11 protein-coding genes are annotated in these 12,718 nt (G+C 72.9%); 6 read left to right on the forward strand and 5 right to left on the reverse strand.

Going from position 1 to position 12,718, the window contains the following annotated elements; all coding sequences use genetic code 11:
- Nucleotides 1-109: 109 nt before the first annotated feature.
- Entirely contained in the window at nucleotides 110-2,590 is a 2,481-nt protein-coding gene (locus tag M8I34_RS35155; protein WP_250056726.1) for a serine/threonine-protein kinase, read from the reverse strand.
- A 180-nt stretch (nucleotides 2,591-2,770) separates the two neighbouring features.
- Here M8I34_RS35155 and M8I34_RS35160 point away from each other — a divergent pair, with 180 nt between their 5' ends.
- The 3 genes from M8I34_RS35160 to M8I34_RS35170 all read left to right on the forward strand — a co-directional run bounded on the left by M8I34_RS35160 (nucleotide 2,771) and on the right by M8I34_RS35170 (nucleotide 4,721).
- The gene (locus M8I34_RS35160; protein ID WP_250056727.1) at nucleotides 2,771-3,091 is read left to right on the forward strand and encodes a peptidase; all 321 of its coding nucleotides are present in this window, start codon (nucleotides 2,771-2,773) and stop codon (nucleotides 3,089-3,091) included.
- Between the two features lie 55 nt (nucleotides 3,092-3,146).
- On the forward strand, nucleotides 3,147-3,716 hold the full coding sequence (locus M8I34_RS35165; protein ID WP_250056728.1) for a hypothetical protein: 570 nt from the start codon (nucleotides 3,147-3,149) through the stop codon (nucleotides 3,714-3,716).
- Nucleotides 3,717-3,863: 147 nt separating this feature from the next.
- A complete protein-coding gene (locus tag M8I34_RS35170) occupies nucleotides 3,864-4,721 on the forward strand; it encodes a class I SAM-dependent methyltransferase (RefSeq protein ID WP_250056730.1) in 858 nt (285 codons plus the stop codon).
- A gap of 35 nt (nucleotides 4,722-4,756) precedes the next feature.
- On the opposite strand, the gene M8I34_RS35175 is transcribed toward M8I34_RS35170, so the two are convergent.
- From M8I34_RS35175 to M8I34_RS35185, 3 genes are all read right to left on the reverse strand, one after another.
- The gene (locus M8I34_RS35175) at nucleotides 4,757-6,166 is read right to left on the reverse strand and encodes a M1 family metallopeptidase (RefSeq protein ID WP_250056731.1); all 1,410 of its coding nucleotides are present in this window, start codon (nucleotides 6,164-6,166) and stop codon (nucleotides 4,757-4,759) included.
- Nucleotides 6,167-6,250: 84 nt separating this feature from the next.
- Nucleotides 6,251-7,843, reverse strand: a complete 1,593-nt coding sequence (locus tag M8I34_RS35180) for a SulP family inorganic anion transporter (RefSeq protein WP_250056733.1) — start codon at nucleotides 7,841-7,843, stop codon at nucleotides 6,251-6,253.
- Nucleotides 7,844-8,078: 235 nt separating this feature from the next.
- A complete protein-coding gene (locus M8I34_RS35185) occupies nucleotides 8,079-8,480 on the reverse strand; it encodes a hypothetical protein (RefSeq protein ID WP_250056735.1) in 402 nt (133 codons plus the stop codon).
- Between the two features lie 331 nt (nucleotides 8,481-8,811).
- On the opposite strand from M8I34_RS35185, the gene M8I34_RS35190 reads away from it, so the two are divergent.
- From M8I34_RS35190 to proC, 3 genes are all read left to right on the forward strand, one after another.
- Nucleotides 8,812-9,630, forward strand: a complete 819-nt coding sequence (locus M8I34_RS35190) for an ABC transporter ATP-binding protein (protein WP_250056737.1) — start codon at nucleotides 8,812-8,814, stop codon at nucleotides 9,628-9,630.
- Complete coding sequence (locus M8I34_RS35195) at nucleotides 9,627-10,433, forward strand: ABC transporter permease (protein WP_250056740.1); 807 nt, start codon at nucleotides 9,627-9,629, stop codon at nucleotides 10,431-10,433. Before M8I34_RS35190 ends, M8I34_RS35195 begins: the two co-directional genes overlap by 4 nt.
- 101 nt (nucleotides 10,434-10,534) lie before the next feature.
- The gene (gene proC, locus M8I34_RS35200; RefSeq protein WP_030992491.1) at nucleotides 10,535-11,344 is read left to right on the forward strand and encodes a pyrroline-5-carboxylate reductase; all 810 of its coding nucleotides are present in this window, start codon (nucleotides 10,535-10,537) and stop codon (nucleotides 11,342-11,344) included.
- Nucleotides 11,345-11,403: 59 nt separating this feature from the next.
- Here the strand turns inward: proC and trpS are convergent, their stop codons facing one another.
- Nucleotides 11,404-12,432 carry a tryptophan--tRNA ligase gene (gene trpS / locus M8I34_RS35205; RefSeq protein WP_250056744.1) on the reverse strand — a complete coding sequence of 343 codons (1,029 nt, stop codon included), beginning with the start codon at nucleotides 12,430-12,432 and terminating at the stop codon, nucleotides 11,404-11,406.
- Nucleotides 12,433-12,718 lie beyond the last annotated feature (286 nt).

Consider the following 12,718-nt stretch of genomic DNA (forward strand, 5'->3'; position numbering starts at 1 on the left):
CGCGGTGCACCAAGGGCAGCGCCGGGCCCGAGGCCACCGCCGTCCCCGGAGTCCGGCGGGAAGCCTGTGCCTGTCGCTGCCACGCCCCGGGCGGTGCGCGGCCCGGCGGTCACCAGGCGGCGGGGTTCCTCGTCGCGGCGGCGAAGACCGTGCCGTCCGGCGCCGCCGCGTAGATCCGGCCGCGTGACGCGTCCACCCGGGGCGCGGGCAGCATCTGGAGGTAGCCGTTGTGGCGGCGGCCGTCCAGCCGCGGCGGGGTCTGGCCGAGCAGCCCGCCGGAGTGGGTGTCGACGGCCAGCAGCCGTCCGTCCGCCGCGGTGAAATACAGCGTGCCGCCGCTGACCACCGGTGCCGAGCCCCGGCTGACCGAGGTTTCGGTGTCCCATTTCCGCACCCCGACGGCCTGCAACGCACCGCCCTCGGCCAGCAGATACACCGACTCGCCGTGCACCACGGCGGCCACCTGTTCGAGCGGCGCGGTCAGCGGGAGGCGCCGGGTGTGGCCGGTGGCCGGGTCGTAGCGGACGACGGCGGTGGTGCGGTAGGTGAACTTCGCGTCGGTGACGGTCAGATAGAGCGCCCCGGACGTACCGGTCCCGGCCGGGGCGAGCGTCCCGGGCAGCCGTCGCGACCAGCGGACCTTTCCGCCGGCCGGGTCGATGGCGGTGACCTGGGTGCCGGTCCCGTCGGGGGTGCCCTCGGCCGCGTAGGCGGTGTGCGGGTCGCCGAACGAGGAGAAGAGCGGCAGTTGGTGGCCCGGGAAGCGTTTGTGCCAGCGCTGCCGGTGGGTGGTGCTGTCGAGCGCGGTGACCGTGCCGTCCGCGGCCGTCAGCAGGATGCGGTTGCCGACGATCCTGGTCTCGCCCTCGTATCCGGAGAGGTCCTTGGTCCAGCGGGTGGCGCCCTTGCCGCCGGCCGACGGGTCGAGGGCGCTCAGCTTCTTGCCGTCGCCGGAGAAGACGTACAGCAGCCCGCCGGAGAGCACCGGCGGGGTCGGCGACGCGGCGTACTTCGCGGCGTTCTTGCCCTGGGAGCGGTGGTCCGTACGCCGCCACGACGGGCGGCCGGTGTCCGGATCGAGCCGGGCGGCCGGGACACCGGACTGGCCGCAGAAGACGGCGCCGGATCCGGCGGTGCAGAAGGGCATTTCGGCGTCATGGCCCGTGGGGCGCTCGACGAGCGTGGTCCGCCACGGGTGGAAGGCGGCGCCGCCGAGGTGCGACGGGCGGGTCTGGAGGGCGGGGTCCTGCCCGGTCCCGCCCGGGGCCAGCGCCCGGACGCCCGCGAAGGCCCCGGCGCCGGTCACGACCAGGGCGAGCGCGGCCCAGAGCGGCCAGCGGCGGGTACGGGTACGGGAGCGGGCGGGGCGGCGGGGCTCGGATGGGAAGCCGGAGGCGGGGGAGGCGGGGGAGTCGGTGGGGTCTTCGGGGGCGGCCGCGGGCCCGGCGCCGGCGGGGCTCCCGGCGGGACTCCAGACGGTGCCCTCGGCGGGGCTCTCGACGGGCGCGGGGACGCGGACGTGCGTCGTCTCGGCACGTGGCGGGGTGGCCTCGGCACGTACCGGCGGGACCTGTTCGGGCGCGGGCTGTTCCGGCTGCCGCTGCTCCCGCTGCCGCTGTTCCGGTATCCGAACTGCCGCCGCACCGCCCGCTGACGCACTGCCCGCCGACGTGTCCGGCGACGAACCGCCCGGTGGCACCCCGTCCGGCAGCATGCTCACCGGCAGCGCGGCGCCCAGGGGTGCCCCCGGCGGTGCCCCGTGCGGCGCATCCGTCCGCAGCAGCTCCATCAGCGCGCCCGGCGTCGGCCGGTCCGCCGGGTCCTTCGCCAGACAGCTCTCGACCAGCGGCACCAACTCCGCCGGTACGCCCGCCAGATCGGCGTCGTCGTGCACCACCTGGTACGCGACGATGTAGGGGCTCTCCGAGTCGAACGGGCCGCTTCCGGTGGCGGCATGCACCAGGACCGAACCCAGCGCGAAGACATCCGCGGCCGGTCCCACCTCGCGCGGCCGCTGGAACTGTTCGGGCGCCATGAAGGGCGGCGTACCGATCAACTTGCCGGTCTCGGTGCGCATTTCGCTGTCCGACGGCCGGGAGATGCCGAAGTCGATGACTTTCGGCCCATCGGCGGCCAGCAGCACGTTTCCCGGCTTGAGATCGCGGTGCACCACCCCCGCGCGATGGATGTCGCGCAGCGCCTCGGCGAGCCCCGCGGCCAGCCGCCGCACCTCCGCGACCGCCAGCGGGCCGTTCCGCTTCACATGGTCGGAGAGGGTCGGGCCGGGAATGTGGAGGGTCGCCATCCACGGGCGTCCGGCGTCCGGGTCGGCGTCCACGACGGGTGCCGTGAAGGCCCCGCTGACCCGTCGCGCGGCGGCCACCTCCTGCCGGAACCGCCCGCGGAACTCCGGGTCCTGGGCGAATTCGGCATGGATGACCTTGACCGCGAGCTGGAGTCCGGAGGACGAGCGCGCAAGGTGGACCACGCCCATACCGCCGGAGCCGAGCCGCGCCTCCAGGCGGTACTGGCCGGCGTATTCCGGATGCTCCGCTTCCGGGCCGACCCCGGAATTGCGCAGCGATGGCATGGTTCCCACCCCCGTGTTGTTCCCTTGCCATTCGGTCGCAGGTGCGACGCGCGGAGCCTAGTCGATGGCGCGTACGAGATGAGTGAGGCTTGCTAGCGTGCCGTGGCAGAACCGCGCCGCATTGGGTCGCGGACATCATCACGAGCGCCTTCACGCGCTTCGTCAACGGGGGAGAACAGCATGACGACTCAGGACGATCTCGGCTCCGTGGAACCGGCCGGCGAGCAGGTGCTCGCCGCCGCGGCCGGCGGGCTCACCTATCCCGTCGCACCCGGCTACCGCGTCAAGGTCCGCCAGGGACCCGGCACCAGCTACCCGGCCGTCCGCACGCTGGCGGAGGGGGCCCGTATCCAGATCCGCTGCCAGCGCCACGGCCAGTCGGTCAGCGGCCCGTACGGCACCTCGGACATCTGGGACTGCATCGGGTCCGGCCAGTACGTCTCCGATGCGTACGTCCGGACGGGCAGCAGCGGCATGGTCGCGCCGCGCTGCGCCAACTGAGGCGCGGCGCCCACGCACCTGCGGACACCGGGCCCGGCCGGGGATAATCGCCGTCATGAGCGATGAGCAGACGTCCTCGCCGGGCCCGGAGCCCGGGGGCCCCGGGCGGGGTGGCCCCGGGCACGGCGGTCCCGGGCACGGCGGTCCCGAGCCGGAGGAGATCCGTTTCTTCGGCACCACCTGGGTCCACCACGACGGCGGCTACGGCCTGCGCCGGGCCGGTGCCGCGGTGGGCTCGCTCGCGCTCGCCGCGGCCGGTGCGGTCGTGCTGCGCTTTGCGTTCCAGGGCCTGGAGATCGCCGCCGTCGGCCCGTTCGTCGGCATCCTCGTCGTCGCCGGCTTCGCCGTCTGTAGCGCCCTGGCCTTCCGCCGCACCTGGGACGGCTTCGTACGCCGCCCCGATCCGGGCGCCCGGGGCGCGGCCGACACGTCCGCCCAGGGCCTGATGCTGATCGGCTTCATCGGCTCGCTGCTCGCCTACTTCTGCCGCAGCCTCGTGGAGGCCCCGGGGGAGAAGCGGTACCGCGCCGAGTACGCCGCGGCCCGTGAGCGCCACGAGCGCCGCCGCGGCGCCCGTACCGGCAATCCGGCCGCCAAGAAGCCCCGGTCCAAGAAGGGCCGCTGAACCGGCCGGCGGTCGGTCGTTCGCGTACCGGGCCGTCGTCGTGGGGCCCCCTGCCCGGGAACACCTCCCCGCTTGGGGACACCTCCCCGCCTGGGAAAACCTCCCAAGCCCCTCCGCACACCCGCGTCCTCGGCCAGGATGAGCCGTATGCCGCACGGAACCCCGCAGGAGCAACTGCCCTTACCGGCCGGGCCGCCACCGCCCGCCGAGCCCTCCCGGACCCCGGCCCAGGCCACCCTCGCCCGGTCCTTCGACGCGGTGGCCGCCCAGTACGCCGCCGCCCGCCCCGGCTATCCGCCGGCCCTCTTCGACGCGATCGAGGAGCTGGCCGGGCAGTCGCTGACGGGGGCGCGGGTGCTGGACGTCGGTGCCGGGACCGGCATCGCGACCGGGCTGCTCACCGGGCGCGGGGCGCGGGTCACCGCCGTGGAGCCGGGCTCCGCCATGGCCGCCGAGCTGCGTGCCGCCCACCCCGCCAGCCCGCTCGTCCGTGCCCTCGGAGAGGCGCTGCCCTTCCCCGACGACGCGGGCTTCGACCTCGTCGGGTACGCGCAGGCCTGGCACTGGACGGACCCGGCCCGCTCCGTCCCGGAGGCGATGAGGGTGCTGCGGCCGGGCGGTGCGCTCGCGCTGTGGTGGAACATCCCCGATCCGGACGTCGGCTGGGCCGCCGAACAGGAGGCCCGGATCGCCCGGCGGCTGCCCGAGTACCACGACCACGGCGTCTCGCAGGAGACTCCCGACCTGATCCGCGGGCTCGGCCTCGGCCTGCGCCCCGCCTCCCGTGTCCTGCGCTGGACCCGGCGGGTCCCCCTCGACACCCACCTCGCGATGCTCGGCAGCCGCTCGTACTTCTCCGCCATCGGCCCGGCGGCCGCGGCCCCCGTCCTGGCGGACGAGCGGTCCGCCCTGCTGGACGTCTTCCCGGACGCCATCGTCGAGGAGGCCTACGCGCTCGACCTGACGGTCACCCTGCGGCCCGCCGTCCCGTCGTCGACGACGTAACGGCGGAATGGCCCGTCAGTACACCTGCTCCGGTCTCAGTACACCTTCTTCGGCTTCCCCTTGCCGTACAGCCACTCATCGAACAGCTCGGTCAGGTCCACGTCCGTGCGCGCCTGGCAGAAGGCGATGAATTCCTTCGAGTCGGCATTGGAGTAGCGGTACTTGGCGGGCCACTCCTTGAGGATCTTGAAGAAGGTCTTGTCGCCGACGGCGTTCCGCAGCTGCTGGAGCAGCATCGCGCCCCGCTCGTAGACGGGCGGCGCGGTCACATTCTCCGGTGTGCCCGGATCGCCCGGCGGGAAGTCCCAGCGCCTGGCGTCCGTCTTGTCCTCGTAGAGCGCGTCGAACTGCTGCTGCGGGGTCTTGCCGCCCTCGCGCTCCTCCCACAGCCACTCGGCGTAGGTCGCGAAGCCCTCGTTGAGCCAGGTGTCCTTCCAGGTCTTCGGCGTCACCGAGTCGCCGAACCACTGATGGGCCATCTCGTGCACCACGGTCGAGGTGTCCGGCGCCCCGGCGTAGACCGGCTTGGTCTGGGACTCCAGCGCGATCCAGGTGATCCGGGCCGGTGTGCGATCGACGATCGCGCCGGCGGAGGAGAAGGGATAGGGGCCGAACAGCCCGCTCTCCCACTTCACGATCTCCGGCAGCCGCTCCAGCGGCTTCCTGCTCGCCTTGGCCTCCGCCGGATCCACCGCGACATACAGCGGCAGCCCGTCGGGCGTACGGGACCTGCTGACATCGAACCTGCCGATGCCGGCGGTGGCGAGGTAACTGGCCATGGGCTGCCCGTTGTGCCACTCGAAGGTGGTGCGGCCCTTGGCCGTCCTCTCCGACCGCAACTCCCCGTTGGCGACGGCGGTATAGCCCTTCGGCACGGTGATCTCGAAGTCGTAGGTCGCCTTGTCGGCGGGGTGGTTGTTGCCGGGGAACCACGTCATGGACCCGGCGGGCTCACCCGACACGAAGGCCCCGTCGGCGGTCTTGACCCAGCCCTCCCGGGATCCGTCCGGGTCCTTCAACTCCTGTGGTGTGCCGCCGTAGTTGACACGCGTACGGAAGTCCGCGCCCTTGCGGAGACCGGTGGCCGGCCGGACGATCAGCTTGTGCCCCTTACGGGAGAACGCGGCGTCCTTGCCGTCGACCCGCACGTCCGACACCCGCAGCCCTTGCAGATCGAGCTGGAAGGACCGCAGGTCCTTCGTGGCCTCGGCGGTGATCTCGGCGGTCGCGTCCAGGTGCTTCTTCTTCACGTCGTAGGCGAGATCGAGCCCGTAGTGGCGCACCTGGTAGCCGCCGTTGCCGAGCGCCGGGAAGAGCGGGTCGCCCGCCGAGCCGCCGCCCGCCGCCCCCCGGACGCCCATGGCGTCGCCGGCGCACGAGGAGAGCAGCAGGGCGACGGACAGGGCGGCGGTCGCACCGCAGGAGCGGAAGGGCCGGCGGTTCACAGCACTCCAAGGGTCGGCGGGCGCAGGCCCCCCGACCCTACGGTCATTTCTGCCGCAACGCCGGTCCCTTCCGCTTAGGTTGTCTTACGAGGCGATGGACGAGGTTTTCTGCCGGTTGGTCCCGTCAGGTCCGCGGCGCTGCTCCTCCCAGCTGCCGAGCGCGGCCGCACACGCATGGTCGAGATGCCGCAGCCCGGACAGATCCAGCTCGATCTCCCGGTCCGCGGGCAGCGCCTCCAACTGGTCGAGCAGCTTCGGCAGCCGCAGGAACGTGGCGTGGCCGAGGGCCCGTACGAGGATGGGGCGCCGGGGCCCCGAGACGACCGGCCCGTGTCCTGCCGTGCTCTTGCCGGTGGCGGGTGCCGCCGGCTCGTCCAGCCCGGTGATCTCCAGGTGCACGTGCGAGGTCTCCCAGGCCGACTTGGCAATGGCCATCAGCAGCCCCAGCAGCACCCCCTCGAACATGTTGGTGGCCACGATCGCCACCGCCGTCGCGGCCAGCACCACGGCCTCACCCCGGTGCTCCCGCCACAGCGGAAGCCACTGCTTCACCGGGATCAACTTGCTGCCCGCATGCACCAGTACGCCGGCCAGCGACGCGAGCGGCACCACCCCCAGCGCCGCCGGCACCGCCGCCGCGAAGACCAGCAGCCACACCCCGTGCAGCACCCGCGAGGCCTTCGTCCGCGCCCCGGCGTGCACATTCGCGGCGCTGCGGACGATCACCGCGGTCATCGGCAGCGCGCCCAGCAGCCCGCAGACGGTGTTGCCCGCGCCCTGCGCCATCAGCTCCTTGTCGTACGCGGTCTTCGGCCCGTCGTGCAGCCGGTCCACCGCGGCCGCGCTGAACAGCGACTCCGCCGACGCGATCAGGGTGAACGCCAGCACGGTGCCCAGCGCACCGGCCACCGCCCCCGCCTCCACCAGCCGCAGGAAGTCCGCGCCGCCCGGCGGCTGGACGACGTGCAGCAGGCCCGCCACCTCGACCCGGGCCACCGGCAGATCCAGCACGAACACCACGGCCGTCGCCAGCGCCACCGCCACCAGCGGCGCCGGCACCACCCGCGCCGCCCGCCGCCACTTCGGCCACAGCACCAGCACCGCGATGGTGCCCACGCCCACCGCCAGCGCGGCCGGCGCGGTGCCGGACACGGCGGTGTCCACCGCGAGTTTCGGCAGCCCGCCCAGATTCGCGGGCCCGCTGCCGGGCGCCTTGGCATCCGCCAGGGCGTACAACTGCCCGGCGATCAGCACCAGTCCGATCCCCGCCAGCATCCCCTGGACGACCGACACGGAAATGGCCCGGAACCAGCGCCCCAGGCGCAGCGCCCCCATGGCCAGCTGAAGCACCCCGGCGATCAGCACCAGCGCGCCCAGCGTGCCGAGCCCGTACTCCTGCACGGCCTCGTAGACCAGCACGGTCAGCCCCGCGGCCGGGCCGCTGACCTGGAGGCTGCTGCCGGGGAGTAACCCGGTGAGCAGCCCGCCGACGATCCCGGTGACCAGCCCGAGTTCGGCCGGCACCCCGGACGCGACGGCCACCCCGACACACAACGGGACGGCGACGAGAAAGACGACGAGCGACGCGGTGACATCGGCGCGCCAGAGCGACAGTGACTGCCGTGACGGTATGGACGGCCGGAACGCGCGAAGTCGGACAACACGGAACCTACGCATGAGGATGCCTCCAGCGAGTGCGAGATGCGGTGGCGCGCACGGGTACGCACGGGACGCACGGATACGCACGAGCGGACGCGGAGCGGCGCGGGCAGCCGGCCGGTGACCGGCGCTCTGCCGCCGGCGCTCACCTGCTGCCGCGCGGCGCCACGAGGCGCGCGCCATGAAGGGGGTTGACGGCTGGATCCGTCGGATGCGCGGGCCGGGGGAGGCCCTTGGGGGCAGCTCTCAGCTCTCAGCAGCGGAAAACGAGGTGATGGACCGGCAGTTCGCCGGATCTCGACAGGGGGACGGCCTGCCGGCCGGTCAGCGGGACGGTCACCCGCAGCCCGCCGTCGGTCCGTTCCCGGCCGGCGGTCGACACGGTCGTGAGCGGCGGGGGAGGTGCGGACACCGTGGCCGTGGAACGCCCGCCGCGGCGCGGCTGACAGCGGTCACTGCCGGATTCCGGGTGCTCCGAGGTGTCCGAATCCGTGGTCGTGGTGCCCGCGGAACCGGCACGGGTGGCGCCGTTCGCGGCCGGGGCGGCCGCCGGGCTCTGTCCGTAGGCGCCCTCGGCGAGGGCCGGCAGGGCCAGTACGACGGCCACGACGATCAACAGGAACCGGCCGAGAGCGCCGACCCGGATCTTCGCCATCGTCGCCCCTTCCGGTGCGGCTGGACAGGTCACCCCATTGTGTCCAAGCGGACACGCAGGACCGCAACTCGGTATGTAACCACCCTGTAAACGCGGAGTTATCGACCAGGAACGGCCGGTTCCCTTCGCTCCAGGCGCCCGCCGGTGCCCATACGGCTCCCCGGTGCGCCCCCTCCGCACCCCCTTCCGCCGCCTTGTCACCGCAATGGCCCATCGGACCCACGCGGCCCACCCTCCCCGCCCGCCCGATGCCGCCTCGTCACTCACTTCTCCCCGACCCGTCCCGTCCGGACGGTTGACGCCCCACCCCGCCCGGAGCACTATTCATCGCATGATGAATTATGGCCGTGATCCCGATGATCCCGCCGTCCACGCCCACGACCTCACCGTCGCCCGAGGCGGCCGCACCGTCCTCGACGCCCTCGCCTTCGACGTGCCCCGCGGCCGCATCACCGGCCTCCTCGGCCCCTCCGGCTGCGGCAAATCCACCCTGATGCGCGCCATCGTCGGCACCCAGGCCAAGGTCACCGGCACCCTCGACGTCCTCGGCCGGCCCGCGGGCGACCCCCGGCTGCGCCCCCGCATCGGCTATGTCACCCAGGACCCGTCCGTCTACGACGACCTCACCGTCCGCCAGAACCTCGACTACTTCGCCGCCGTCCTGCACCCCGGCCGGGCCGCCCGCGCCCGCCGCCGCGAGAGCGTCACCCGCGTCATCGAGGACGTCGACCTCACCGCCCGCGCCGACGCCCTCGCCGGCAACCTCTCCGGCGGCCAGCGCAGCCGGGTCTCCCTCGCGGTGGCCCTGCTCGGCGCCCCGGAACTCCTCGTCCTCGACGAACCCACCGTCGGCCTGGACCCCGTCCTCCGCCGCGACCTGTGGCAGCTCTTCCACACCCTCGCCACCGACCGCGGCACCACCCTCCTCGTCTCCTCGCACGTCATGGACGAGGCCGAGCGCTGCCACCGGCTGCTCCTGATGCGCGAGGGCCGCATCCTCGCCGACGGCGCACCCGACGCGCTCCGTGACCGGACGGGCTCCCCCACCGTCGAGGCCGCCTTCCTCCATCTGGTCGACGAGGCCGGGGCCGCGGGCCGCCCGGCGGAGCCGGCCGCCGCCCGCACCACCCCCAAGGAGTCAGCGCGATGACCACCGCCCCTCTCCCCGGCACCGCCCCGCCCGCCGCCGGCGCACCGCACTCCACCGCCGCCCCGCTGTCCCCGTCCCGCACCCTGGCCACCGCCGCCCGGGTCCTGCGCCAGCTGCGCCACGATCCGCGCACCATCGCGCTGATGCTCGTCGTCCCGTGCGTGATGATCGCCCTGCTGCGCTACGTCTTCGACGCCCGCCCCGAGACCTTCAACAGCATCGGCGCCTCGCTCCTCGGCATCTTCCCGATGATCACGATGTTCCTGGTCACCTCCATCGCCACCCTCCGCGAGCGGACCTCGGGCACCCTGGAACGCCTGCTCGCCATGCCCCTCGGCAAGGCCGACCTGATCAGCGGCTACGCCCTGGCCTTCGGCCTGCTGGCGATCGTCCAGTCGGCCCTCGCCACGGCCCTCTCCGTCTGGGTCCTCGGCCTCGACATCACCGGCTCCCCCTGGCTGCTGCTGCTCGTCGCCGTCCTGGACGCCCTCCTCGGCACCGCCCTCGGCCTGTTCGTCTCGGCCTTCGCCGCCTCCGAATTCCAGGCCGTCCAGTTCATGCCCGCCGTCCTGATGCCCCAGCTCCTGCTCTGCGGCCTGTTCACCCCGCGCGACACCATGCAGCCGGCCCTGGAGGCACTCTCCGACGTCCTCCCGATGTCCTACGCCGTCGACGGCATGAACGAGGTCCTCGAACACCCCGACATCACCGGCGACTTCGTCCGCGACACCGTCATCGTCACCGGCTGCGCCCTCCTGGTCCTCGCCCTCGGTGCCGCCACCCTCCGCCGCCGTACGACGTGACACCGTCCCGGCCCTCGATACGCCCCGGCGCCCCGCGTCCCCAAGTGCGAGGATGACGGGAGAACCGACCAGGCACGCACCACGGCGAGGTGAACCGCAGCATGACCCAGAAGGTCGCCGTACTCGGCACCGGAAAAATCGGCGAAGCCCTGCTCAGCGGAATGATCCGAGGCGGCTGGGCACCCTCCGACCTCCTGGTCACCGCCCGCCGCCCGGAACGCGCGGAGCAGCTGCACGACCGCTACGGCGTCGAAGCGGTCAGCAACGCCGAGGCCGCGAAGTCCGCCGACACCCTCATCCTCACCGTCAAACCCCAGGACATGGGCGCCCTGCTCACCGAGCTGGCCCCGCACGTCCCCGCCGACCGCCTGGTCATCAGCGGCGCCGCCGGCATCCCCACCTCCTACTTCGAGGAACGCCTGGCCGCCGGCACCCCCGTCGTACGGGTCATGACGAACACCCCCGCCCTCGTCGACGAGGCGATGTCCGTCATCTCCGCCGGCACCCACGCCACCGGCGCGCACCTCACCCGCGCCGAGGAGATCTTCTCCGGCGTCGGCAAGTCCCTCCGCGTCCCGGAGTCCCAGCAGGACGCCTGCACCGCGCTCTCCGGCTCCGGCCCGGCGTACTTCTACTTCCTCGTCGAGGCCATGACCGACGCCGGCATCCTCCTCGGCCTGCCCCGCGACAAGGCCCACGACCTCATCGTCCAGGCCGCCATCGGCGCCGCCGTGATGCTCCGCGACAGCGGCGAACACCCCGTCAAGCTCCGCGAGAACGTCACGTCCCCGGCCGGCACCACCATCAACGCCATCCGGGAACTCGAAAACCACGGCGTACGCGCCGCCCTCATCGCCGCCCTGGAAGCCGCCCGCGACCGCAGCCGCGAACTGGCCTCCGGCAACGGCTGACCGAAGACCCGCCCCGGGGGCGCGCCGCACACCGCGCCCCCGGACCGGACCACCGGCCTTCATCCCGCGGGCAGCAGCCCCACCGCCTCGAACGCCGCATCCACCCGCGGCCTGGCCAGCGAGCGCGCCCGCTCCGCACCCCGCCGCAGCACCGCATCCACATACGACGGCTCGGCGGCCAGCTCCGCATGCCGCTCCCGCACCGGCCGCAACGTCTCCACCACGGCCTCCGCCACGTCCTTCTTCAACGCGCCGTACGAGTCGTACTCCCCGGCCAGCCGCTGAGGATCACCGCCCGTACAGGTGGCCAGCACCTCCAGCAGATTCGCCACCCCGGGACGCTGCTCCGGCTCATACGTGACGTCCTGCCCCGAATCCGTCACCGCCCGCATCACCTTCTTCCGCACCACCTCGGGCTCATCCAGTACGTAGACGATCCCCGCGGTCCGGGCGTGCGACTTCCCCATCTTCGACGCCGGATCCTGCAAATCCATCACCCGAGCCGCCACCGCCGGATACGTGGCCTTCGGCACCACGAACGTCGCCCCGTACCGCTGGTTGAACCGCACCGCCAGATCCCGCGTCAGCTCCACGTGCTGCACCTGGTCCTCCCCCACCGGCACCTCATGCGTCCCGTACGCCAGGATGTCCGCCGCCATCAGCGCCGGATACGTCAGCAGCGACAGCCGCACACTCCCGCCCCGCGCCTGCTCCACCGCGGCCTTCTCCTTGTACTGGATCATGCGCCGCATCTCCCCGTCGGAGGCCGTGCACTCCATCAGATACGACAGCCGCAGATGCTCGTCCACGTGACTCTGCACAAACACCGTGCAGACCTCCGGATCCAGCCCCGTGGCCAGCAGCAGCGTCGCGGCCTGCCGACTGAGCCGCCGCACCCGCGCCGGATCGTGCTCCACGGTCAGCGCATGCAGATCCACCACACAGAACAGCGCCTGCGCGCGATGCTGGTCCTCCTCGGCCCACCGCCGCAGCGCCCCGAGGTAGTTCCCCAGCGTCAGATGCCCCGTCGGCTTCACCCCACTGAAGATCCGCGTACGCGCCCCGGCCACCGTCGCCATCTCGTTCATCCGTCTCTCCCGAACTCCTGCACTCGCGCTGAGTGCGTGTCGAGACCGCCGACCTCGCCGGCCGGCTACGGGAGGGAGATACGCAAACGGCCGCCGAAGCGGCGGCCGTGGTCATGCATGCGCTGCTGGTCGGCCGCCGTCAGGCGAGCCACCACTGCTGTACGAGCGCATGCGTAGTCATGCACTCAAAGTACCCGGTAAACCCCTGCCAGGCACGGGTTTGAACAACCCCAACCCCTCGTGTAGTGTCCTCCGAGTTGCCACGGAGCCGACAGGGTCCGGGCAG

It is taken from the genome of Streptomyces sp. MCA2 (assembly GCF_023544705.1).
In the GTDB taxonomy this organism is placed as follows: Bacteria; Actinomycetota; Actinomycetes; order Streptomycetales; family Streptomycetaceae; genus Streptomyces; species Streptomyces decoyicus.